At 70.6% G+C, this 23,182-nt stretch carries 19 protein-coding genes; 17 read left to right on the plus strand and 2 right to left on the minus strand.

Going from position 1 to position 23,182, the window contains the following annotated elements:
• The first annotated feature begins 9 nt into the window (after positions 1 to 9).
• The 11 genes from dnaK (at position 10) to ACFVKT_RS02505 (ending at position 10,698) form a co-directional block, all read left to right on the plus strand.
• Positions 10 to 1,911, plus strand: a complete 1,902-nt coding sequence (gene dnaK, locus ACFVKT_RS02455; RefSeq protein WP_385726709.1) for a molecular chaperone DnaK — start codon at positions 10 to 12, stop codon at positions 1,909 to 1,911.
• A gap of 8 nt (positions 1,912 to 1,919) precedes the next feature.
• Complete coding sequence (gene grpE, locus ACFVKT_RS02460) at positions 1,920 to 2,528, plus strand: nucleotide exchange factor GrpE (RefSeq protein ID WP_385726711.1); 609 nt, start codon at positions 1,920 to 1,922, stop codon at positions 2,526 to 2,528.
• Positions 2,529 to 2,534: 6 nt separating this feature from the next.
• Positions 2,535 to 3,485: a DnaJ C-terminal domain-containing protein gene (locus ACFVKT_RS02465; protein WP_385726712.1), complete on the plus strand. Its 951-nt coding sequence runs from the start codon at positions 2,535 to 2,537 to the stop codon at positions 3,483 to 3,485.
• Positions 3,485 to 3,889, plus strand: coding sequence for a chaperone modulator CbpM (locus ACFVKT_RS02470; protein ID WP_385726714.1), 405 nt, complete (start codon positions 3,485 to 3,487; stop codon positions 3,887 to 3,889). The genes ACFVKT_RS02465 and ACFVKT_RS02470 overlap by 1 nt, the downstream gene beginning before the upstream one ends.
• On the plus strand, positions 3,880 to 6,519 hold the full coding sequence (gene clpB, locus ACFVKT_RS02475; protein WP_385726716.1) for an ATP-dependent chaperone ClpB: 2,640 nt from the start codon (positions 3,880 to 3,882) through the stop codon (positions 6,517 to 6,519). Before ACFVKT_RS02470 ends, clpB begins: the two co-directional genes overlap by 10 nt.
• Complete coding sequence (gene trxA / locus ACFVKT_RS02480; protein WP_385726718.1) at positions 6,516 to 6,962, plus strand: thioredoxin; 447 nt, start codon at positions 6,516 to 6,518, stop codon at positions 6,960 to 6,962. Before clpB ends, trxA begins: the two co-directional genes overlap by 4 nt.
• 5 nt (positions 6,963 to 6,967) lie before the next feature.
• On the plus strand, positions 6,968 to 7,231 hold the full coding sequence (locus ACFVKT_RS02485; protein ID WP_385726720.1) for a UBP-type zinc finger domain-containing protein: 264 nt from the start codon (positions 6,968 to 6,970) through the stop codon (positions 7,229 to 7,231).
• Positions 7,231 to 9,042, plus strand: coding sequence for an FAD-dependent oxidoreductase (locus tag ACFVKT_RS02490; protein ID WP_385726722.1), 1,812 nt, complete (start codon positions 7,231 to 7,233; stop codon positions 9,040 to 9,042). Before ACFVKT_RS02485 ends, ACFVKT_RS02490 begins: the two co-directional genes overlap by 1 nt.
• Positions 9,043 to 9,215: 173 nt before the next feature.
• Positions 9,216 to 9,635 (plus strand): aspartate 1-decarboxylase, encoded by a 420-nt coding sequence (gene panD / locus ACFVKT_RS02495; protein ID WP_385726724.1) that lies wholly within the window; start codon positions 9,216 to 9,218, stop codon positions 9,633 to 9,635.
• Between the two features lie 50 nt (positions 9,636 to 9,685).
• Entirely contained in the window at positions 9,686 to 10,030 is a 345-nt protein-coding gene (locus ACFVKT_RS02500; protein WP_385726726.1) for a GNAT family N-acetyltransferase, read from the plus strand.
• Entirely contained in the window at positions 10,030 to 10,698 is a 669-nt protein-coding gene (locus ACFVKT_RS02505) for an arylsulfatase (RefSeq protein ID WP_385726728.1), read from the plus strand. The genes ACFVKT_RS02500 and ACFVKT_RS02505 overlap by 1 nt, the downstream gene beginning before the upstream one ends.
• 404 nt (positions 10,699 to 11,102) lie before the next feature.
• On the opposite strand, the gene gndA is transcribed toward ACFVKT_RS02505, so the two are convergent.
• A complete protein-coding gene (gene gndA, locus ACFVKT_RS02510) occupies positions 11,103 to 12,542 on the minus strand; it encodes an NADP-dependent phosphogluconate dehydrogenase (protein ID WP_385726730.1) in 1,440 nt (479 codons plus the stop codon).
• 326 nt (positions 12,543 to 12,868) lie between these two features.
• Between gndA and ACFVKT_RS02515 the strand changes: the two genes are divergently transcribed.
• Positions 12,869 to 14,110 (plus strand): transglycosylase family protein, encoded by a 1,242-nt coding sequence (locus ACFVKT_RS02515; protein ID WP_385726731.1) that lies wholly within the window; start codon positions 12,869 to 12,871, stop codon positions 14,108 to 14,110.
• Here the strand turns inward: ACFVKT_RS02515 and ACFVKT_RS02520 are convergent.
• Positions 14,100 to 15,269 carry a DMT family transporter gene (locus tag ACFVKT_RS02520; RefSeq protein WP_385726733.1) on the minus strand — a complete coding sequence of 390 codons (1,170 nt, stop codon included), beginning with the start codon at positions 15,267 to 15,269 and terminating at the stop codon, positions 14,100 to 14,102. The two genes, ACFVKT_RS02515 and ACFVKT_RS02520, sit on opposite strands and share 11 nt — an antisense overlap.
• Before the next feature lie 210 nt (positions 15,270 to 15,479).
• Between ACFVKT_RS02520 and ACFVKT_RS02525 the strand changes: the two genes are divergently transcribed.
• The 5 genes from ACFVKT_RS02525 to ACFVKT_RS02545 all read left to right on the plus strand — a co-directional run bounded on the left by ACFVKT_RS02525 (position 15,480) and on the right by ACFVKT_RS02545 (position 23,167).
• A complete protein-coding gene (locus tag ACFVKT_RS02525) occupies positions 15,480 to 16,223 on the plus strand; it encodes a (2Fe-2S)-binding protein (protein WP_385726734.1) in 744 nt (247 codons plus the stop codon).
• Between the two features lie 119 nt (positions 16,224 to 16,342).
• On the plus strand, positions 16,343 to 17,494 hold the full coding sequence (gene glgA / locus ACFVKT_RS02530) for a glycogen synthase (protein WP_385726736.1): 1,152 nt from the start codon (positions 16,343 to 16,345) through the stop codon (positions 17,492 to 17,494).
• Positions 17,495 to 17,576: 82 nt separating this feature from the next.
• Positions 17,577 to 18,797, plus strand: a complete 1,221-nt coding sequence (gene glgC / locus ACFVKT_RS02535) for a glucose-1-phosphate adenylyltransferase (protein ID WP_385726738.1) — start codon at positions 17,577 to 17,579, stop codon at positions 18,795 to 18,797.
• 207 nt (positions 18,798 to 19,004) lie between these two features.
• Positions 19,005 to 21,605, plus strand: coding sequence for a PA14 domain-containing protein (locus ACFVKT_RS02540; RefSeq protein ID WP_385726740.1), 2,601 nt, complete (start codon positions 19,005 to 19,007; stop codon positions 21,603 to 21,605).
• A 218-nt stretch (positions 21,606 to 21,823) separates the two neighbouring features.
• Complete coding sequence (locus tag ACFVKT_RS02545; protein ID WP_385726742.1) at positions 21,824 to 23,167, plus strand: wax ester/triacylglycerol synthase family O-acyltransferase; 1,344 nt, start codon at positions 21,824 to 21,826, stop codon at positions 23,165 to 23,167.
• Positions 23,168 to 23,182: the final 15 nt, after the last annotated feature.

Genomic DNA, 23,182 nt, shown 5'->3' on the forward strand with positions numbered 1-23,182 from the left:
GAGTTCCTCATGGCCAAGGCAGTGGGCATCGACCTGGGTACCACGAACTCGGTGATCGCCGTGTGGGAGGGCGGCGAGCCGTCCGTCGTGCCCAACAGCGAGGGCAACCGCACGACACCGTCCGTGGTGGCCTTCACCGACACCGGGGAGCGTCTGGTGGGCCAGCTGGCCCGGCGCCAGGCGATCCTCAACCCCAAGGGCACCATCTACTCGGCCAAGCGTTTCATCGGCCGGCACTTCGACGAGATCTCCGACGAGGCCAGGGCGGTGGCGTACGACGTCGTCGAGGGCGACGGCGGGGCGGCCCGCTTCAAGGTGCGCGACAAGCTGCACGCGCCTGAGGAGATCAGCGCGCAGGTGCTGCGCAAGCTCGCCGACGACGCGTCCAAGCAACTCGGGGAGCGGGTCACGGAGGCGGTCATCACGGTGCCCGCCTACTTCAACGACGCTCAGCGCACCGCTACCAAGGACGCCGGACGGATCGCGGGCCTGGAAGTGCTGCGGATCATCAACGAGCCGACCGCGGCCGCCCTCGCGTACGGCATGGACAAGAAGGAGCACGAGACCGTCCTCGTCTTCGACCTGGGCGGCGGCACCTTCGACGTGAGCATCCTCGACGTCGGCGACGGCGTGGTGGAGGTGCGCTCCACCGCCGGTGACAGCCATCTGGGCGGCGACGACTTCGACCGGCGTCTGGTGGATTACCTCGCGGACGACTTCCAGAAGGAGAACGGCATCGACCTGCGCCAGGACCCGCAGGCGCTGCAGCGACTGTTCGAGGCGGCGGAGAAGGCCAAGACCGAGCTCAGTTCGGTGACGCAGACGCAGGTCAGCCTGCCGTTCATCACCGCAGACGCCTCGGGACCCAAGCACCTCACCGACTCGATCATGCGGTCCACGTTCGAGCAGATCACCGGTGACCTGGTGGAGCGCTGCCTGGGACCGGTGCAGCAGGCGATGGCCGACGCCAAGGTCGGCGAGAGCGACATCGACGAGGTCATCCTCGTCGGCGGTTCCACCCGCATCCCCGCCGTCCAGGCCCTGGTCCGCAGGCTGACCGGCGGCAAGGAACCCAACATGAGTGTCAACCCCGACGAGGTCGTGGCGATGGGTGCCGCGATCCAGGCCGGGGTGCTCAAGGGCGAGGTGAAGGACGTCCTGCTGCTCGACGTCACACCCTTGTCGCTGGGCGTGGAGACGCGCGGCGGCGTGATGACGAAGATCATCGAGCGGAACACCACCATTCCGGTGCGCCGCAGCGAGACCTTCTCCACCGCCGAGGACAACCAGCCGGCCGTCGATGTGGTGGTCCTCCAGGGCGAGCGCGAGCGGGCCGCCGACAACCGGGTACTGGGCCGGTTCCAGCTCACCGACATCCGGCCGGCGCCGCGGGGCGAACCGCAGGTCGAGGTCACCTTCGACACCGACGCCAACGGCATCCTCGAAGTCAAGGCCCGCGACCGGGACACCGGCAAGGAACAGGGCATCACCATCAGCGAGAGCTCCAACCTGGACCGCAGTGAGGTCGAACGCATGGTCCAGGAGGCCGAGCGCAACCAGGGCCAGGACCATGCGCTCCGCGAGGCCGTCGACGCCCGCAACGAACTCGACGCCGTCGCGTACCAGGTCGAGAAGCGCCTCGCCGAACTCGGCGACGCAGCCCCGGCGCACGAGAAGGCACGCGCCGAGATGCTCGTGTCCGACGCCCGGACGGCGGTCCAGGAAGAGGCGGGCGTCGAGCGCGTGCGGCCCCTGACCTCCGAACTCCAGCAGGTGCTCTCCGGGCTGGCGGCCCATCAGGGCGCCGGCGCCGCGGACGGCGGTCCCGGACAGGACGCCCCAGCCGGCGGTCCCACGAGTGGCGGTGGCGGTGACGATGATGTCATCGACGCCGAGTTCGACAAGGGCTGAGGCGCGCCATGCCCACCCGCCCCCAGGAACCCGACCCGGCCGCGTCGGATCAGGCCGTACCGGTCCCGGAAGGTGCCGGACGCTCTCCCCGCGGGGATTTGCCCCAACCGGGCCCGCCCCGGCCCGAAGCGGCGAACGGTGAACCGGGACCCGACGCCGCCGGTCCCGCGCCCGCCGAGGACGAGTACACGACCGCGATCAAGGAACTGGAGGACCGCTGGCGGCGCGCGCTCGCCGACCTCGACAATCTTCGCAAGCGTCACGCCAGGGAACTGGAGCGCGAACGGGCGGTCGAGCGGTCCCGCACGGCGGCCGCCTTCCTGCCCGTCCTCGACAACCTCGAACTCGCCCTGACCCACGCCGGAGCCGATCCGGGCGCGATCGTGGAGGGCATCCGGGCCGTACGCGACCAGGCGGTGAACGTCCTGGAACTGCTCGGCTACCCGCGGCACGCGGAGACCGGCGTCGCCTTCGACCCGGCCCGGCACGAGGTGGTCGGCGTCGTCCAGGACCCCAACGCCCCACCGGGCACCGTCGTCGAGGTGCTGCGCCCCGGCTACGGGGACGGCGAGCGGCAGCTCAGGCCCGCCGCGGTGACCGTCGCGAAGCGGGAGTGACGGGCCATGGCGCGGGACTACTACGAGGTGCTGGGCGTGTCGCGGAGCGCGAGCCAGGACGAGATCCAGCAGGCGTATCGCAAACTCGCCCGCAGATACCACCCCGACGTCAACAAGGACCCCGGGGCGGAGGAGCGCTTCAAGGACCTCAACGAGGCACACAGCGTCCTGTCCGATCCCGAGACCCGGGCCCGCTACGACCGCTTCGGTGAGGACTTCCGCAAGATCCCCGAGGACTTCGACGAACGGGTCGCGGCCGGAGCGGGCGGCGGCTTCCGCGGTCGGAGGACCGCAGGCGGGGGCGGTCCTCGCGTCCGGTACACCACTGGCTTCGGCGACGACTTCGGCGCGGAGGGCATCGACATCGAGGACCTGTTCGGCTCCATGTTCGGAGCCGGCGCCGCCCGAGGCGGCGTCCCCGGCGCGGACCAGGAGGCCGAGCTGCCGCTCACCGTCGAGGAGGCGTACCGAGGCGGCCGTCGCACCGTCACGCTCGCCGGTCCCACCGGGCAGCCGCGGCGGTACGAGGTCGACGTGCCGCCGGGCGTCACCGACGGGCAGCGCATCCGGCTGGCGGGCGAGGGCGGCCAGGGCAGCGGTGACGCCGCAGCGGGCGACCTGTACCTGCGGGTGCGTATCCAGCCCCACCCCCGGTTCCGGCTGGACGGCCGCGACGTGCACATCCAACTCCCGGTCACCCCCTGGGAGGCTGCCCTGGGTGCGACCGTTCCGGTGCCCACCCCCGGCGGCGGCACGGCCAAAGTCACGGTGCCCGCGGGCTCGTCCAGCGGCCGGCGGCTGCGGCTGCGCGGCGAGGGGATGGCGAACCCGCGGGGCGCGAACGGCGACCTTTATGCCGAACTCCGCGTCATGGTGCCGCCCACCCTCGGCGACCGGGAGCGCGAACTGTTCGAGGAGCTCGCCGCCACCTCCTCGTTCGACCCCAGGAGGACGTGATGAACGACCGATCCGCGGGAGCAGGCATCGGCCGGGCCGGCGTGGGCGCCCGTCCGGTGCGGACGGGCGCCGACCTCACCGCCTCGACGGCTGTCCGGTACGCGCTCGTGCCCGCCCCCAGGCTCTCCCTCGACACCGTGGCCCGTCGCTCGGGCCTCCACCCCGATCTGATCCGCCGGTTCGTAGCCCTCGGCCTTGTCGACGCCGAACGCGACGCCGCGGGGCGCCTGGTGTTTGCTCCCACGGCCCCGGCCGCCCTGGCCCGCGTCGAGCGGTTGCGCACAGGGCTGTGCCTGAACTACGCATCCATCGGTCTGGTGCTCGACCTGCTCGACCACATCAGCTTGCTCGAAGCCGCGCTGCGGCGTGCAGGCATGAGGAGTGATCTACCACCATGGACATGAACCGCCTGACCCAGAAGTCCCAGGAAGCCCTGCAAGAGGCCCAGACCGCGGCCGTCGGCCTGGGGCACACCGAGGTCGACGGCGAGCATCTGCTGCTCGCCCTCCTCGACCAGGAGGAGGGCCTGATCCCGCGGTTGCTGCAGCAGACGGGCACCGAGCCCAAGGAGGTGCGTGCGGCTGTACGCGAGGAGCTCTCCCGCAGGCCCAAGGTGACAGGCCCGGGCGCGGCACCGGGCCAGGTCTTCGTCACACAGCGCCTCGCCCGGTTGCTGGACGCGGCGGAGCGGGAGGCCAAACGCCTCAAGGACGAGTACGTGTCCGTGGAACACCTGCTGCTGGCGCTGGCCGAGGAGGGCTCGGCGACCGCCGCCGGGCGCCTGCTGAAGGAGCACGGCGTGACCCGGGACTCCTTCCTCGGCGCGCTCACCCAGGTCCGCGGCAACCAGCGCGTGACCTCCGCCAACCCCGAGGTGGCCTACGAGGCCCTGGAGAAGTACGGCCGTGACCTGGTCGCCGAGGCCAGGTCCGGGCGGCTCGACCCCGTCATCGGCCGGGACGCCGAGATCCGCCGCGTCACCCAGATCCTCAGCCGCAAGAGCAAGAACAACCCCGTTCTGATCGGCGACCCCGGCGTCGGCAAGACCGCCATCGTCGAGGGCCTGGCCCAGCGCATCGTTCGCGGCGACGTCCCCGAAGGCCTGCGCGACAGGACGGTGTTCGCCCTCGACATGGGCTCGCTCGTGGCGGGTGCCAAGTACCGCGGCGAGTTCGAGGAACGCCTCAAGGCCGTGCTGAGCGAGGTCAAGGCCGCCGGGGGACGGATCCTGCTCTTCGTCGACGAGTTGCACACGGTCGTCGGCGCGGGCGCCGCCGAAGGAGCCATGGACGCGGGCAACATGCTCAAGCCCATGCTGGCACGCGGCGAACTGCACATGATCGGTGCGACCACCCTGGACGAGTACCGCAAGCACATCGAGAAGGACGCCGCCCTCGAACGCCGCTTCCAGCAGGTCCTGGTCGAGGAACCCAGCGTGGAGGACACCATCTCCATCCTGCGCGGCCTGCGCGAACGCCTGGAGGTCTTCCACGGTGTCAAGATCCAGGACACCTCGCTGGTCGCGGCAGCGACGCTCTCCCACCGCTACATCACCGACCGTTTCCTGCCCGACAAGGCCATCGACCTCGTCGACGAGGCCTGTGCCCGGCTGCGTACGGAGATCGACTCCATGCCCGCCGAACTCGACGAGATCACCCGCCGGGTGACCCGCCTGGAGATCGAGGACGCCGCCCTGTCCAAGGAGACCGACCCCGCCAGCAAGGCCCGCCTGGAGGAACTGCGCAGGGAACTGGCCGACCTGCGCGGCGAGGCCGACGCCAAACACGCCCAGTGGGAGGCCGAACGGCAGGCGATCCGCCGCGTACAGGAGCTGCGCCAGGAACTGGAACAGGTCCGCCACGAGGCGGAGGAGGCCGAACGCGCCTACGACCTCAACCGCGCGGCCGAACTCCGCTACGGCCGCCTCCAGGACCTGGAACGCCGACTCGCCGCGGAGGAGGAGCAACTGGCAGCCAAACAAGGGCAGAACCGGCTGCTGCGTGAGGTCGTCACCGAGGAGGAGATCGCCGAGATCGTCGCCGCCTGGACCGGCATCCCCGTCTCCCGCCTCCAGGAGGGCGAACGCGAGAAACTGCTGCGCCTCGACGACATCCTGCGCGAGCGCGTCATCGGCCAGGACGAGGCCGTCAAGCTCGTCACCGACGCCATCATCCGCGCCCGCTCCGGCATCCGCGACCCTCGCCGCCCCATCGGCTCGTTCATCTTCCTCGGCCCCACCGGCGTCGGGAAGACCGAGCTGGCCAAGACCCTCGCCCGGACCCTGTTCGACTCCGAGGAGAACATGATCCGCCTCGACATGAGCGAGTACCAGGAGCGGCACACCGTCAGCCGGCTCATGGGCGCACCGCCCGGATACGTCGGCTACGAGGAAGGCGGCCAGCTCACCGAGGCCGTGCGCCGCAAGCCGTACTCGGTCGTGCTGTTCGACGAGATCGAGAAGGCGCACACCGATGTCTTCAACACCCTGCTGCAGATCCTCGACGACGGCCGCATCACCGATGCACAGGGCCGCACGGTCGACTTCCGCAACACCGTGATCATCATGACGTCCAACATCGGCTCCGAGCACCTCCTCGACGGCGCCACCGCCGAGGGGGAGATCAAGCCGGACGCCCGCGCCCTGGTGATGGGCGAGCTGCGCGGGCACTTCCGCCCGGAGTTCCTCAACCGCGTCGACGACATCGTGCTGTTCAAGCCGCTCGGTGAGCGGCAGATCGAGCGGATCGTGGAGCTCCAGTTCGACGAGCTGCGGCAGCGGCTCGCCCAACGCCGCATCACCGTCGAACTCACCGATGCAGCGCGGGAGTTGATCGCCCACCAGGGCTACGACCCGGTGTACGGAGCCCGGCCGCTGCGGCGTTACATCTCCCACGAGGTCGAGACACTGGTCGGACGCGCCCTGCTGCGCGGCGACGTTCAGGACGGCGCGACGGTGCGCGTCGACGCCGAGCACGGCGAGCTGGTGGTCACCTACGACCGGTCCGGGGACGTACAGGGAGCGAGGGCGGCATGAGTACCGTCCAGGCCACCACCGTCACCTGCCCGCACTGCGGGCGCACCAACCGGGTACCCGTGGCCGCCGAGGGCCGCCCCAGGTGCGGCAACTGCAAGCAGCCTCTGCCGTGGATGGCCGACGCGGGCGACGACGACTTCACCGAGGTCGTCGAGCAGGCCACCGTGCCCGTCGTCGTCGACCTGTGGGCCACCTGGTGCGGCCCCTGCCGCATGGTGAGCCCCGCGCTGGAGAAGGTCGCCACCGATCTCGCCGGCCGAATCAAACTCGTCAAGGTCGACATCGACAAGAACCCGCGCCTGGCGCGGCGGTTCGAGGTCCAGGCCGTACCGACGCTGCTGGTCCTCGACAAAGGACAGACCATCGCCCGGCAGGCGGGTGCCGCCCCCGCCCCCGCTCTGCGCCAGTGGGTGGAACAGTCGATCACGACCCGGGAAGGGTGATCAGGATGACCCTGCACGCAGACCCCCACCTCGCGCTTGTCCGGCCGGTCCAGCCGCTGACCCCGGAAGGGTGTCAGGAGTGCCTGCTGCTCGGCTCCCCGTGGGTCCACCTGAGGCTCTGCCTGACCTGCGGGCACGTCGGCTGCTGTGACTCCTCGCCGAACAAGCACGCGCGTAGGCACGCGGCTGGCGACGCCCATCCGATCGTGCAGTCGTTCCAGCCGGGCGAGGACTGGCGCTGGTGCTACGTCCACGAGGCGTTCGTCTGATGCCCGACGACCAGTCGCTGCCGGGCGGAGGACCGGTGCCGGCGGAAGCGGACGAGGCCGTCTTCTGGGAGACCCCGGACATCTACGGCGCGTATCCACGCCTCACGGAGGACCTGACAGCACGTCTGGCGGAGCACGGGCAACGCCGGAGCATGACTCCGAACGACGTGCTGATCCGGGAAGGGGAGCGGTGCGAGACGTTCTACGTCGTCCTCAGCGGTACCGTCGCCGTCGTCGAGGACTACGGGACTCCCGACGAGCACGTGCTGCGCGTGCACGGCCCCGGTCGCTTCATCGGCGAACTCGGGCTGCTGCACGGACAGGTGGCCTTCTACAGCGCTGTCGCCAGGGAGCCGGGCGAGGTCCTCGTCGTCTCCTTGGACCAGTTGCGCCGGCTGGTGTCCCAGGACTCCACCCTCGGGGACATCGTGCTGCGCGCCTGTCTGGGCCGTCGTGCGCTGCTCGTCGGACAGGGCGCCGGCTTCCGCGTCATCGGCTCGCGCTACTCGCCCGACACCAGGCGGCTGCGCGAGTTCGCCATCCGCAACCGGCTGCCGCACCGCTGGATCGACCTGGAGACCGACAAGGAGGCCGAGGACCTGCTGCGCCGCTTCGGCGTCGGCCCGGAGGAGACACCGCTCGTCATCTGGCGGGACACCACCCTGTTGCGCAACCCCAGCAACGCCGAACTGGCCCGGCTCATCGGCCTGCCGTCACTGCCCGCCGGAAGCCGCCACGGGGACGTCCTCATCGTCGGCTCCGGACCAGCCGGCCTCGCTGCCGCGGTGTACGCCGCCTCCGAGGGCCTGAGCACCACCGTGGTGGAGGCGATGGCCACCGGCGGCCAGGCCGGCACGTCGTCCCGTATCGAGAATCTGCTCGGCTTCCCCGCCGGCATCTCAGGCGCCGAACTCACCGAACGCGCCGTGCTCCAAGCCGACAAGTTCGGCGCCAGGATCAGCATTCCGGTGGAGGCGACCGGTCTCCGTCCCAAGGACGAGGACCACTACGTGGTGGCGTTCGCCGACGGCAGCGAGATCGCCGCCCGCGCCGTCGTCCTGGCCACCGGTGCCCGCTACCGTCGGCTCCAAGTGCCCGGCATCGAACACCTTGAGGGAACGAGCGTCCACTACTCGGCGACCGTCTACGAGGCCCAGCAGTGCCGCACCGACCCGGTGGCAGTCGTCGGCGGAGGCAACTCGGCGGGCCAGGCGGTGCTGTTCCTCGCCCGGTACGCGCCGAAGGTGCACCTGTTGGTCCGAGGGCCCAGCCTTGAGGCCGGCATGTCCCGCTACCTGGTCGACCAGGTCGAGCGCCATCCGCGGGTGGAGGTCATGCTGCACACCGAGGTCACCGAGGTCATCGGCCAGGAGGTGCTGGAGGAGCTCGCCGTGGTCGACAACCGCACGGGCGGGCACCGCCGGCTCGCGGTACGGGGCCTGTTCGTCTTCACCGGCGCCGACCCCCACACCGAGTGGCTCGACGGCGCCATCGCCCTCGACTCCCGCGGCTTCGTCCTCACCGGCCCGGGGGCCCAGGAAGCCTGCGCCTACCCGGAGGTGTGGCACGGCCGCGGGCGCTCGTGCATGACCTTGGAGACCAGCCTGCCCGGGGTCTTCGCGGTAGGGGACGTCCGCAGCGGCTCGGTGAAGCGAGTGGCCTCGGCGGCCGGTGAGGGCGCGATGGCCATCCACTTCGTGCACCGGCACCTGGGCCACTCGGCCGCACCCGGCACCACAGGCACGTCCGCCGCGGGCGGCTCGGACGTCTCCCCACGCACACGTCACAAGGAGTCCGCATGGCTCGCATGACCCCTGACCTGGCCGGCTCTCGTCTTGCGCGGCATCAGAAAAGTCAGCAAGGGGTCAGTGCGAGTCCTCGAACACCTGGCGACAGCCGATTGAACATGCGCACGATGTAATCTCCGAAGACCGCCCTTGACCTGCAATGGCAGGCAGGGAGCAGACGAATCGGGAGTTTCTTCGTGCTTCGTACAGTATTCAAGTCCAAGATCCACCGCGCCACCGTCACCCAGGCCGACCTGCACTACGTCGGCTCCGTCACCATCGACGCCGACCTCCTTGACGCGGCCGATCTGCTGCCCGGCGAGCTCGTCCACATCGTCGACGTCACCAACGGTGCCCGCCTGGAGACGTACGTCATCGAGGGCGAACGCGGTTCGGGAGTCATCGGCATCAACGGAGCGGCGGCCCATCTGGTGCAACCCGGTGATCTGGTGATCATCATCAGTTACGCTCAGGTCTCCGACGCCGAGGCACGGGCACTGCGGCCGCGGGTGGTGCACGTGGACCGCGACAACCGGATCGTGGCGCTGGGCACCGACCCGTCCGAGCCGGTACCGGACTCGGACCAGCAGCGCAGCCCGCAGGCCGTCTCGGCCTGACCTCACCGGCGGAACGTGACCTCAGCAGAGGAAGACGAGGAGTGGTGCCCATGAGCGACATCGAGATCCGCGACGACCGGGCGGCGGGCCGTCTGGAGGCTTTCGCCGGGGGCGAAGTCGTCGGCCACATCGAGTACTTCGTCCTGGAAGCCCCCGCCCGCGCACTCGTCCCGGTGCACACCATCGTGGAACCCGCGCACGAGGGCAAAGGCATCGCCGGCTCACTCGCCCGCGAGCTGTACGCCATCGCCGCGCGCGAGGGCATCACGGTCGCGCCGCTGTGCCCGTACGTCGTGAAGTGGGCGGCGCGCCATCCCGAGGAGGCTCCGGCGGCCGACCCGGAGCTGCAGACGGCGGCGATCAAGTGGCTCGACGCGCACCCGGGACGTTTCTGATGCCTCCGCGGTCGGCGACGGCCTCCGGGCCCGGTCCGCTCGCCCTGCTGCACACCTCGCCCGCGCACATCCCCGTCTTCGACGCCCTGCGCGACGAGGACCACCAGGGGCTGGAACTGCGGCATCTGGTGGACGGGGAACTGCTGGCCAGGGCCCGGCGGGAAGGGCCCGAGGCGGTGGCCGACGAGGTGCGGGCGGTGCTCGACCGGGCCGTCGCACAGGGCGCGGCGGCCGTGCTGTGCACCTGCTCGACCATCGGCGCCGTCGTCGAGCGCGCGGGCGCCGAGGTGCCCGTACTGCGCGCGGACCGTCCGATGGCCGCCGCGGCGGTGGCCGCAGGACCGCGTGTCGTCGTCCTCGCGTCGCTGGAGAGCACCCTGGAGCCGACGGTCGCCCTCGTCGAGGAGGAGGCCCGCGCCGCCGGACGTGCCCTCGACGTCCGTACCGTCCTCGTCGAGGGCGCGTGGGCGCTCTTCGAGGCGGGTGACCTCGACGGCTGTGCCCGCACGGTCGCGGCGGCCGCCGACGCGGTCACCGACGCCGATGCGATCGTCCTCGCCCAGGGGTCCATGGCCTCGGCCCAGCGGCTGACCACGACCACGATCCCGGTTCTGTCGAGCCCTCGCCCGGGTCTCGCCGCTGGGGCTCGGGCGGTACGGGGGAGCTGAATCCGCCGTGCTGCCTGGCCCACCTGGTCGCCATCCTCCGCACGAGGGGGTGAGTGGGTGCGCGGGAGCCGGGTACGCGTGGGAAAAGTCCAGGGCCGACGTACCGACTGGCTGGAGGACAACACCATGACCCACCCGTATCCCGACCCTGTGAAACCGGACCCCACCCCGGGCCCCGACCGCCCGCAGCCCTTCCCGGACCCGATCCCGAAGCCGGGCCCCCGCCCGTCACCGGCACCGGAGCCGTTCCCGTCGCCGTCGCCGATCCCGCAGCCGCCGGGCCCCGACCCGACACCGGAACCCCTGCCGGGACCGGCCTCGCAGGACCCGGGACCCTTGCCGGGACCGGCCTTGCAGGACTAGCACCACAGACCGGCGGCCCGGTCTGTCGTCCTGGGCCTTGCTCAGCCGGCCACCTCGGACCGGTCCCCGCCCCACAGCGTGTGGAACGAGCCCTCGCGGTCCGTGCGCCGGTAGGTGTGCGCGCCGAAGAAGTCGCGCTGCCCCTGCGTGAGGGCGGCGGGCAGCCGCTCCGCGCGCAGGGCGTCGTAGTAGGCGAGAGCCGCCGAGAAGCCCGGCGTGGGCACGCCCTGGCGGGTCGCGGCGACCAGCACCTCGCGCCAGTCGTCCTGCGCGGCGGCGATCTCCTGCGCGAAGGTCTCGTCGGACAGCAGGCTCGGCAGGTCGGCCCGGGTGTCGTACGCGGCGCGGATCCGGTCCAGGAAGGCCGCGCGGATGATGCAGCCGCCCCGCCAGATCGCGGAGACCGCGCCGAGGTCGATGTTCCAGTCGTACTCGTCGCTGCCCGCGGCGATCTCGTGGAAGCCCTGCGTGTACGACACGATCTTCGACGCGTACAGCGCCTGCTCCACCCGGTCGGCGAAGGCCGCGGCCTCGGATTCGCTGAGCGCCGTCGCCTTGGGCCCGGCCAGCCCCCGCGAGGCCTCGCGCAGCGCCGCGTGCCCCGAGATCGAGCGGGCGAAGACCGCCTCCGCGATACCGGACACCGGAACGCCCAGGTCCAGCGCGATCTGCACGGTCCAGCGGCCCGTGCCCTTCTGCTCCGCCTGGTCCACCACCACGTCCACGAACGGCTTGCCCGTCGCCGCGTCCACGTGCGACAGGACCTCGGCGGTGATCTCGATCAGGTAGGAGTCGAGCCGGCCGGTGTTCCAGGTGCGGAAGATGTCCGCGATCTGCGCGGGGGAGTAGCCGGCCACGTCACGGAGCAGCTGGTACGCCTCGCCGATGAGCTGCATGTCGGCGTACTCGATGCCGTTGTGCACCATCTTCACGAAGTGCCCTGCGCCGTCGGGACCCACGTGCGTCACACAGGGCGCACCGTCGGCCGCCTTCGCGGAGATCTTCTCCAGCATCGGACCGAGGGAGTCGTACGACTCGACAGGACCGCCCGGCATGATGCTCGGCCCGTGCAGCGCGCCCTCCTCGCCGCCCGAGACACCCATGCCGACGAAGTGGATGCCCTGCTCGCGCAGGTCGGCCTCCCGGCGCCGGGTGTCCGCGAAGTGCGCGTTGCCACCGTCGATGATCATGTCGCCGGGCTCCAGGAGCGGGGCGAACTCCTGGATCACCGCGTCGGTCGGCTCGCCCGCCTTCACCATGATCACCAGGCGGCGCGGTCGCTCCAGCGCCGCCACGAACTCCTTCGCGGTCTCGGCCGCCACGAACTCGCCCTCGTGACCGAACTCCTCCACCAGCGCGTTCGTCTTTGCCACGGTGCGGTTGTGCAACGCGACGGCATAGCCGTTGCGCGCGAAATTGCGGGCGAGATTGCGCCCCATGACCGCGAGACCCGTGACGCCGATCTGGGCTGAAGTGCTCATACGGTTGGCTCCCATAGCTGCTGTAATCGGTAATGCCGTGCTGCCCGCCAGTATTGCGCCGCGGCGGCTGTGTCGCGCCGCCCCGCCCGATCGGCGAGACACCGGTCACCGGGCCGACGAGACCACTGTTGGCCGGTTCGCCGTCAGCGCACCCTGGCTTGGCAGTGTTCTGTACGCGGCGAAGGGCCCACTCGCCTCAGTGGTTCGCGCAACCAGAGTGGATTCCTGGTCACTTGAGGCGAGGGGACGGCTGATTGCCCTCTTGTCATGGCCTGTTCGCGGCGCTTACTTTTGCCGCTCCTGAGCATGTCGAGGGGGGCTCCTTCATGGCCATACGCGGCCGGCACCGCCGGTATCAGCCGAACAGGATAAACCGCGCCTCCCTCACCCTCACGGCAGGCGGCGCGGGGATCGCGCTCCCGCTCGTCGGAACCAGTGTCGCCCACGCGGCCGACGTGAGCACCTGGAACAAGGTCGCGGCCTGCGAGTCCAGCGGCAACTGGAGCATCAACACCGGCAATGGCTACTACGGAGGGCTGCAGTTCAGCCAGTCCACCTGGGAGGCGTACGGCGGAAACGTCTACGCGCAGCGTGCGGATCAGGCCACCAAGGACCAGCAGATAGCCATCGCGGAGAAGGTGCTCAAGGGCCAGGGGCCCGGCGCCTGGCCGGTGTGCTCCGTCCGCGCCGGTCTGACCCGGGGCGGCGACACCCCCGACATCAGCCCTTCCCCGGCCGCTTCCCCGAGCACGAAGAGCGCCCAGGGCACCAAGAGTTCCGCGCAGGACGTGAAGCCCCAGACCACGCCCCAGTCGCGGGCGGGTACCGCCGAGATGTACACCGTCGTCCACGGCGACACGCTGTCTGGCATCGCCGACTCCCGGGACGTCCAGGGCGGCTGGCAGGGGCTCTACACCGCGAACCGCACGACGGTTGGATCCGACCCCGATCTGATCTTCCCCGGGCAGCGGCTGAGCCTGCGCGACACGGCCTCCAGAACAGGCACCGACGGCGCCTCCGCCCCGACGACCACCACGCCCAAGAAGCCCGAAACGAAACCGAAGTCCACGCAGACCCCTAAGTCGACGGCGACTCCGAAGCCGTCGACCACCCCGAAGTCCTCGACGGACAAGTCGTCCTCCGAAAAGACCGCCACGAAGACCGCCACCCTCGTCGCCCCCGTGAACGCCGCCACCGGCACGCCCTACCACGCCACCGGTTCCTCCTGGTCGAAGGGCTACCACACAGGCGTCGACTTCCCCGTGCCCACCGGCACCTCCGTGAAGTCGGTCGCGGCCGGCAGTGTCGTCAGCGCAGGCTGGGGCGGCTCCTTCGGCTACCAGGTGGTCGTCCGGCACGCCGACGGCCGGTACACGCAGTACGCCCACCTCTCCGCGATCTCCGTGAAGGCCGGGCAGAGCGTGGCGGCCGGCCAGCGCATCGGGCGCTCCGGATCCACCGGCAACAGCACGGGCCCGCATCTGCACTTCGAGGTGCGGACGGGGCCCGGCTTCGGTACTGATATCGACCCGGTCGCCTACCTGAGGGCCGGAGGCGTCAGGATCTGACGCGGGTGCGGCGGTGGTCGACGAAAGACAGCGGCACGTACGGAGCGCCGTACAGGGCGGAGTAGTAGGGCAGTTCGTCCGCCGGCTCCGCGTCCCCGGGTGTGCTCTCCGGTGCCGGGACCGGCAGGGGACCCGGTTGGAGAACGTCCGCGCGGGTCGCGCCGGCCGGCTGCTCGGGAAGCGCCGCCAGCAGTCCCTCGACCGCCGACTCCGCCTTCGACTCGATGGTGGTCCTACCAGCCGTCAGTGCGGCGGCTGGTACCGGGATCGGCTCAATCGGTACAGCAGCCGAGCTGTCCTCGAGCTCGGCTGATACCGGCGCGCGCCGCGTACCGCCGATGCGCTCCGTGGTCAGCAGGATCAGGCCGCCCGCGGCGACGACCCCGCAGCCCAGCGCGAGAACGGTGCCCGTCGTGCCGTAGCGGAAGGTTTCGCCGAACATCGTGATGCCGACGGCGGCCGCCATGACGGGGTTCACGACCGTCAGCGTGGCCAGCGGTGCGGCGAGACCGGCTCCCTTGTAGGAGGCCTGCGACAACAGCATTCCGGCCGTAGCGAAGACACCGATCACGGCGAGGCTGGGGAGGTCGGCCAGGGAGACCTGGTTCGTCCAGTCCACCGCCACCGTCTTCGTGAACACCGAGGACATACCGAAGGCGATGCCCGCCGCGACCGCGAGCAGCACACTGCGCACGGCGGGATGCCGGTGCGCGGCGCGTCCCGCCACCATCAGCGCCACCACCGCGCCGCCGGTCACCAGGGCCAGCACCACGCGCTGGGTGCTGCCCAGGGACTGTGAATCGGAGGAGCCGACCAGCGACAGCAGGCCCGCGAGGCCCACCGTGGCCATGATCGCGCCGCGCCAGGCGGTCGCCCCGGCCTTGCGGCCGACGAACAGAGCCGCCATGGGGAGGGCGAACACGATGGTCAGCGCGCCCAGCGGCTGCACCAGGCTCAGCGGGCCGTAGGCGAGGGCCACCACGTGCAGCAGCCCGCCGAGGCCGTTCAGCGCCACCGCGGCCCACCAGATGGGCCTGCGCAGCGGCGCGTACGTCTGCTCGGGGGAGGTCACCGCGACCTGCTCCTGCACGATCGCTCCGCCGGCATACGCGACGGCGGAGACGAATGAGAGCAACACGGACAAAGCGAGGGCGCTCATGAGTCCCTCCTCTGCGTACGGCGGGGGCGCTGTGCCCGGCGCCACGAACGGTCGGCTTCCATGGTGACTACGATGCCTCGCGAAACTGTTCGCGTCGTCGTACCTGAGCAGTCATTGGGTCCTACTGCCGATGGAGTACGAATCGCCCTCTGTCATACCCAAGGTGGGCGACAGAGGCGGCGGGCCCGCTGGTGGAGCCCCCTAGGGGGCTTGGTACTACTGCTCCTCGTGGACCTCGACCCCCAACTCGCGGCGCTCGGCCCGCTCGGCGGCTTCTTCGTACTACGCACCGGCGTACCGCCCCGAGGCCCGCTGCCCACGCTCGCCCAGGCGTACGCGGCACCTCAACTCGACGCACACGGGGATGTTTACGAGGATCCGGTAACTTTCCGAATCGGAAAAGTGGCGGAGAGTATTCGTGCGCCCGAGCCGCGGGTCGCCGCCTCCGTGGCGCACCAGGCCCTTGCCGCCCGGCTGTGGTCCGTGGCGCTGGGCACCGCCGCGCTGTACGGGCACCTGCCCGACCTCGATCCCCGTCTGCTGCACTGGGATCCGGACGGCAGCGCTCCGGACGACCTGTGGCTGTCCGAGGTACGGCCCCTGCCCGTGTCGGCGATCGGCGAGGTCGTACGAGCCGGTCATCTCGTCCCGCTGGCCGCTGCCCTGCGCTCCCGCTGCCGTATCTCCGCAGGTCTGTTGTGGGGCAACGCGGGATCGGCGCTGGCCGGCGCCGTGCGCCAGTTCGACCGCTGGGCGCGGGCCAACGGTCGTGCGGAGGTGGGTGACCGAGCCCGCATGCTCGCCGCCGAACTCTTCTCCCACTCCGACCTCTCCGGCACTCTTGATCCGAACACGCTCCGCCGTCGCAGCTGCTGCCTCTACTACCGCGTCCCGGGCGGGGGACTCTGTGGCGACTGCTGGTTCATCCGACCGCCGAAACCGTCAAAGCACTGACGGCGGTCGTGTTCATGAAACCCCCGAGCGGGAAAGCCTCGTTGGGGAAGCCCAGCTCTTCCCCATCCGCCCCAGGTGAGTGACCATGAGGGCACCAGCCGCTATGACGGGGGTTCTGTGTGCGAGTTGGACTGCTGACCAGGGAGTACCCGCCGGACGTGTACGGCGGTGCGGGCGTCCATGTCGAGTTCCTCGCCCGGGAGCTGCGCGCCCTCACCGAGCTGGACGTGCACTGCTGGGGCGAGGGCGTCGCGAACGGAGTCGTACGCCACCGTCCCTGGCCCACACTGGACGGCGCGAACGACGCCCTGCGCACCTTCTCCGTGGACCTCTCCATCGCGGCCGCCCTCGAAGGCCGCGAACTCGTCCACTCGCACACCTGGTACGCCAACCTCGCGGGCCACTTCGCCAAGCTCCTGTACGGCATCCCGCACGTGATGACCGCGCACTCGCTCGAGCCCCTGCGCCCCTGGAAGGCCGAGCAGCTCGGCGGCGGCTACGCCCTCTCCAGCTGGGCCGAGCGCACCGCCATCGAGGCGGCGGACGCCGTCGTCGCCGTCTCCGGCGCCATGCGCGAGGACATCCTCACCTGCTATCCCGCCCTGGACCCGGCCAAGGTGCGCGTCGTGCACAACGGCATCGACACCTCCCTCTACCAGCCGGACCACGGCACGGACGTCCTGGACCGCATCGGCATCGACGCCTCCCGCCCGTACATCCTCTTCGTCGGCCGTATCACCCGCCAGAAGGGCGTGCCCCACCTCCTGCGCGCGGTCCGGAACATCGACCCGGCCGTGCAGGTGGTGCTGTGTGCGGGCGCCCCCGACACCCCGGAGATCGACCGGGAGTTCCGCGACCTCTTCCAGGAGCTGAGCGGCGTACGCGAAGGAGTGCACTGGATCCCGCAGATGCTGCCGCGCCCGGACGTGATCCAACTCCTCACCCACGCCGCCGTCTTCGCCTGCCCCTCGGTCTACGAGCCGCTCGGCATCGTCAACCTGGAGGCGATGGCCTGCGGAACGGCCGTGGTGGCGTCCCGGGTCGGCGGGATTCCCGAGGTGGTCGAGGACGGCGTGACCGGCGTCCTGGTGCAGGTCGAGGAGGACTTCGAGGCCGATCTGGCACGCGCTCTCGACTCGGTGCTCGCCGACCCGGAGGCCGCCCGGCGGATGGGCGAGGCCGGACGGGAGCGCGCGGTGCGGGAGTTCGGCTGGGACGCGGTCGCCAGGCGCACCGTCCAGTTGTACGAAGAAGTCCTCAAACCGGGGTAACCATCGGACAGGCGCAGTTCAGCAACAGGGGCCAGGCTCCGCGAGGAGAGTGTGGCCCGACCGTGTTCAGAGGGGCGGCGGCATGCGGCGCGGTGGACCTTCGGTGCTGGGAATCGTACTAGCGGGTGGAGAGGGCAAACGGCTCATGCCCCTCACCGCGGACCGCGCGAAACCCGCGGTCACCTTCGGCGGCACATACCGCCTCGTCGACTTCGTCCTGTCCAACCTCGTCAACGCCGACGTCCTGCGCATCTGCGTCCTGACGCAGTACAAGTCGCACTCGCTGGACCGCCATGTGACCACGACCTGGCGCATGTCGAGCCTGCTCGGCAACTACGTCACCCCCGTTCCCGCGCAGCAGCGGCTCGGCCCGCGCTGGTACCTGGGCAGCGCGGACGCGATCCTGCAGTCCCTGAACCTGGTGCACGACGAACGGCCCGACTACATAGCGGTGTTCGGCGCCGACCACGTCTACCGGATGGACCCGCGGCAGATGCTCGCCCAGCACATCGAGGGCGGCGCGGGCGTGACCGTGGCCGGCATCCGGGTGCCGCGCGCCGAGTCCTCGTCGTTCGGGGTCATCAGTCCGGGCTCGGACGGCCAGACCGTGCAGGGTTTCCTGGAGAAGCCCGCCGACCCGCCCGGCCTGCCGGACGACCCCGAGCGCGTCTTCGCCTCGATGGGCAACTACATCTTCACCACCAAGGCCCTGATCGAGGCGCTCCAGCGGGACGCCGAGGACGAGCACTCCGTGCACGACATGGGCGGTTCGATCCTGCCCATGCTCACCGACCGTGGCGAGGCTCAGCTGTACGACTTCAGCGACAACCACGTGCCCGGCGAGACCACCCGGGACCAGGGCTACTGGCGCGATGTCGGCACCCTCGACGCGTACTTCGACGCCCACATGGACCTGATCGCCGAACGCCCCGCCTTCAACCTCTTCAACCGGAGCTGGCCGATCTACACCCACTCCGGGCAGTTGTCGCCGGCGAGATTCAACGCCGGGGGCATCGCCAGTGAGTCGATCATCAGCGCGGGCTGCCTGATCCGCGGACAGGTCACGAGGTCCGTGCTCTCGCCGGGTGTCGTCGTCGACCCGGGAGCCGTCGTCCAGGGCTCGGTCCTGCACGACAACGTCCACATAGGCAGGGGCGCCGTCGTGCGCGGCGCGGTTCTCGACAAGAACGTCGAGGTGCCGCCGGGGGCGACGATCGGCGTCAACCCTGAGCGGGACTCGGAGCTCTACACGGTTTCCAAGGGCGGAGTGATCGCGCTGGGCAAGGGCCAGCACGTGTCGTAACCGCGTGACGACGGCCCTGGTGGGCGGGGTGCCCATCAGGGCCGTCGTCATGTCCGCTGCCATGTCCGCTGCCATGTCTGTCGTCAAGTCCGTTGTCATGTCCCTGGACGGAAAGCGGTGTCTGTGGTGTCATGCCAACTGCCGTTGATGACAACGTTGTTCCGCCTGAGCAAGAGCCGCCACACCCGTCCTCAACGAGGAGGATCCGTGCGCATCAGACGACTCAGAGACCGACTCGCGTTACTGCTCGCCGTGGCCCTCGGCCTGGCCGGCCTGACCGCCGTCCCCGCTGCGGCCGACGACCCCGTGGAGATCCACGGACTCAAGGGCGAGTACTACACCCAGTCCGCCCCCGGCGCCTTCGACTTCCACGAGCTCAAGGCCACCGGCTTCGACCCGAACCTCGACTTCGGCAACCTGGAATCCCGCCTCAAGTCCGCCACGGGCCAGGACAACGATGTCAGCGTCCGCTGGACCGGCAGGATCGTGCCCGCCAAGACCGGGCCCACCACGTTCTCGGTCATCGGCGACAACGGCTTCCGCCTCTGGATCGACGGCAGGCTCGCCATCGACCACTGGGTCGACGACTGGGACCGTGAACAGACCGCGGCGCCGCTCGACCTGACGGCAGGTCAGGCCTACGACTTCAAGCTTGAGTACTTCGAGCACTACGGCGGCTCCAACCTCCGCCTGCGCTGGACCGAGCCCGGCGGCAGCAAGGCCGCCGTCCCGCAGTCCGCGTTCCGCCTGCCCGAGGGTTACGACTACGACGGCGCCGTCGCGACCACGGTCCTGGGCGACGGCCGTACCCTCAGGCTCGACTTCGCGCACGCCCTCGCCGCGCCCCCGGCCACACTCACCGACCACCTCGAAGCGGTGATCGGCGGCGCCAAGTGGCCCTTGGAAACAGCTGAGTTGGACCCCGCCGACCCCAAAGCCCTCCTCGTCACGCTCAAGGAACCCGTCGTCGGCAACAAGACCGGCACCGCCCCCGGCATCGCCGACGTCCGCTACGACGGCCAGGGCGGACTCGCCACCGCCGCCAAGGCGATCGGCGCCTTCTGGAGCAGCGGCCCCAACCACTCCACGTACCAACTGCGCACCCCCTGGGCCGACGAGGTCGGACCGGACAACGCGCTCCCCGAATACCCCAGGCCCCAGCTCACCCGTGACGCCTGGCGGAACCTCAACGGAAGCTGGCAGTTCGCCGCGGCCACGGCGGGCGAGCAGCCGCCGGTCGGCAGAACCCTCGGCGAACGGATCCTCGTCCCCTACCCGGTCGAGTCACAGCTCTCCGGCATCGAGCGGCACGAGGACCGCATGTGGTATCGCCGCACCTTCACCGTCCCCGCCGACTGGAAGGTGGGTTCCGGCAAACGGCTCCAGCTCAACTTCGGCGCCGTCGACTGGCGGTCCGAGGTGTACGTCAACGGCGTCAAGGTCGCCGAACACCGGGGCGGCTACGACAAGTTCAGCGCCGACATCACCGACGCGCTGAAGCCCGGCCGCACCCAGGAACTCATCGTCGGCGTGTACGACCCGACCGACTCGGCGAGCGGCGAGAACCCTCCCGTCGGCAAGCAGCGCCTGGACCCCAGCGGCATCTGGTACACCCCGTCCTCCGGCATCTGGCAGACCGTGTGGATGGAACCCGTCGCGGCCGACCACGTCGACTCGCTCAAGCTCACGCCCGACGTCGCGAACGGTCAACTCGCCGTAGAGGTCAAGGGCGTCCGGGACGGACTGGCGGTCACGGCGACGGCGTACGCCGGAAAGCACAAGGTCGCCACCGTGCGCGGCCGCACCGGGCAGCCCCTGACACTGAAGATCACCGATCCGCGGCTCTGGTCCCCGGACGACCCCTTCCTCTACGACCTCAGGGTGAGCGTCGGCCGTGACCGTGTCGGCAGCTACTTCGGGATGCGGTCGATCTCGGTGGAGCAGGTCGAGGGCACTCCGCGCACCGTTCTCAACGGTGAGCCCGTCTTCCTGATGGCCACCCTCGACCAGGGCTTCTGGCCCGACGGCCTGCACACGGCGCCGACGGACGAGGCCCTCGCGTACGACCTGAAGACGCACAAGGAGCTGGGCTTCAACGCCGTGCGCAAGCACATCAAGGTGGAGCCCGACCGTTGGTTCTACTGGGCCGACCGGCTCGGACTGATGGTCTGGCAGGACATGCCCGCGATGACCGCCGGGGTGAACCCGGACGCCGCCGCCCGCGCCGAGTACGAGCGTGAGATGAAGCAGATGATCGACGAGCACATCAGCAGCCCGTCGGTCGTCATGTGGGTGACCTTCAACGAGGGCTGGGGACAGTACGACGAGGCCCGCATCGCGGACCAGGCCAAGTCCTGGGATCCGACGCGGCTCGTGAACAGCATGTCAGGCCTCAACCTGGGGGCCGACGGCGGCACCGGCGACATCATGGACGAGCACGGCTATCCGAGCCCCGCGCTGCCACCGGCCCCCGATGGGAGACGGGCGCTGGTCACCGGCGAGTACGGCGGCCTCGGGCTTGCGGTACCGGGTCATGCCTGGTCGGTGCAGCAGTCGTACGTCGACGTGGACCCGGCGACCTACACGGACGACTATCTGGCCCGCCTCGACGAGGTGCGCCGGCTGGCCTGCCGCGGATCCAACGGCGCCGTCTACACCCAGATCTCGGACGTAGAGGGCGAGCTCAACGGGCTCCTGACCTACGACCGCAAGGTCCTGAAGCCGGACGTCCAGCGGATGCGCGCCGCGCACGAGGCGCTGATCCGTGACGCGTCACGGGCGACCCCGGCGGGCTGCGGGACCGCCTGACCGAAGTCACAGCGGAGTCGCTCGACCAGACTCACAGGAGTCGCCTGACCAAAATCACAGGAGTCGCCCGACCCGAAGTCACAGGAGTCGCCCGACCGAAGCCACAGGTGGCTGGACTTAATCTGCTGTTAACTGTGTGTAGCTTGATCGTACTTGACCGTAATCGCCTGTCCGGGTTTGACTGCTTGTTCACCCGTCGTCGACGCGAGAGCAAGCCTTTGACCTCCGACCTGCTCGCACCACTCGACCTGGCGTTCTGGAACATCGAGTCCGCCGAGCACCCCATGCACCTCGGCGCCCTGGGGGTCTTCGCGGCCCACTCACCCACCGCGGGCGCGCACGCCGCCGACCTGCTCGCGGCCCGCGCGGCCGGAGTCCCCGGACTGCGCATGCGGATCCGTGACGTATGGCAGCCGCTGGCCTTCCCGCTCACCTTCCCGCCGGCCTTCGGCGGCGCGACCCGCGAGCCCGCGCCCGACTTCGAGCCGTTCGACCACGTGACGCTGCACGCGCCGACCACCGACTTCCACGCTGACGCCGGCCGCCTCATGGAACGCCCGCTGGAGCGGGACCGTCCGCCGTGGGAGGCCCATGTCCTGCCGGGTGAGGACGGTGTGTCGTTCGCCGTGCTGTTCAAGTTCCACCACGCGCTAGCCGACGGTCTGCGGGCGCTGATGCTCGCTGCGGCGATCATGGACCCGATGGACCTGCCGGAGCCCCGCCCACGCCCCGCCGAGCCGCCCCGCGGGCTCTTCCCGGACATCCGCAAGCTGCCAGGACTGGTCCGTGGCGCCCTCTCCGACGTGGGCCGGGCCCTCGACATCGGCGCCTCCGTCGCCCGCGCGACCCTGGACGTACGGTCCTCACCCGCCCTCACCTCGGAGCCCACCGGCACCCGCCGCACCGCGGGCGTGGTCGTCGACCTCGACGATGTGCACCGTGTCCGCAAGACCGTGGGCGGCACCGTCAACGACGTGCTGATCGCCGTCGTCGCGGGCGCCCTGCGCCGCTGGCTCGACGAGCGCGGCGACGGCAGCGAGGGCGTCGCGCCGCGGGCCCTGATCCCCGTCTCCAAGCGCCGTCCGCGCACCGCCCACCCGCAGGGCAACCGGCTCTCGGGCTACCTGATAAGGCTCCCGGTGGACGACCCGGACCCGCTCGGACGGCTGCGCGCGGTCCGCACGGCCATGGACCGCAACAAGGACGCCGGGCCCAACCGCGGCGCGGGCGCCGTCGCACTCCTCGCCGACCATGTGCCGCCGCTCGGGCACCGGATCGGCGGACCCGTCGTCGGCCAGGCGGCCCGGCTGCTCTTCGACATCCTCGTCACCAGCGTGCCGCTGCCCAGCCTGGGCCTGAAGCTCGGCGGCTGCTCCCTCGACGCGGTGTTCCCGCTCGCCCCGCTGGCCCGTGGCCAGGCCCTCTCCGTGGCCGTCTCGACGTACCGCGGGCAGGTCCACTACGGGCTCGTGGCCGACGCGGAGGCCGTGCCGGACCTCGACGTGCTGGCCCGTGCACTGACCGAGGAGGTGGCGGCGCTGAACGCCGCCTGCGCCTCCTGAAGACGCCGCCCGCGC

The organism is Streptomyces sp. NPDC127595 (assembly GCF_042671685.1).
Lineage (GTDB): Bacteria > Actinomycetota > Actinomycetes > Streptomycetales > Streptomycetaceae > Streptomyces.

Bases quoted from the DNA above. Each gene is read 5' to 3' on its own strand.
- trxA (WP_385726718.1), top strand. From the start codon at position 6,516: ATGAGTACCGTCCAGGCCACCACCGTCACCTGCCCGCACTGCGGGCGC.
- ACFVKT_RS02485 (WP_385726720.1), top strand. From the start codon at position 6,968: ATGACCCTGCACGCAGACCCCCACCTCGCGCTTGTCCGGCCGGTCCAG.
- ACFVKT_RS02505 (WP_385726728.1), top strand. From the start codon at position 10,030: ATGCCTCCGCGGTCGGCGACGGCCTCCGGGCCCGGTCCGCTCGCCCTG.
- ACFVKT_RS02515 (WP_385726731.1), top strand. From the start codon at position 12,869: ATGGCCATACGCGGCCGGCACCGCCGGTATCAGCCGAACAGGATAAAC.
- clpB (WP_385726716.1), top strand. From the start codon at position 3,880: ATGGACATGAACCGCCTGACCCAGAAGTCCCAGGAAGCCCTGCAAGAG.
- grpE (WP_385726711.1), top strand. From the start codon at position 1,920: ATGCCCACCCGCCCCCAGGAACCCGACCCGGCCGCGTCGGATCAGGCC.
- glgC (WP_385726738.1), top strand. From the start codon at position 17,577: ATGCGGCGCGGTGGACCTTCGGTGCTGGGAATCGTACTAGCGGGTGGA.
- dnaK (WP_385726709.1), top strand. From the start codon at position 10: ATGGCCAAGGCAGTGGGCATCGACCTGGGTACCACGAACTCGGTGATC.
- gndA (WP_385726730.1), bottom strand. From the start codon at position 12,542: ATGAGCACTTCAGCCCAGATCGGCGTCACGGGTCTCGCGGTCATGGGG.
- ACFVKT_RS02520 (WP_385726733.1), bottom strand. From the start codon at position 15,269: ATGAGCGCCCTCGCTTTGTCCGTGTTGCTCTCATTCGTCTCCGCCGTC.
- ACFVKT_RS02500 (WP_385726726.1), top strand. From the start codon at position 9,686: ATGAGCGACATCGAGATCCGCGACGACCGGGCGGCGGGCCGTCTGGAG.
- ACFVKT_RS02465 (WP_385726712.1), top strand. From the start codon at position 2,535: ATGGCGCGGGACTACTACGAGGTGCTGGGCGTGTCGCGGAGCGCGAGC.
- ACFVKT_RS02470 (WP_385726714.1), top strand. From the start codon at position 3,485: ATGAACGACCGATCCGCGGGAGCAGGCATCGGCCGGGCCGGCGTGGGC.
- ACFVKT_RS02490 (WP_385726722.1), top strand. From the start codon at position 7,231: ATGCCCGACGACCAGTCGCTGCCGGGCGGAGGACCGGTGCCGGCGGAA.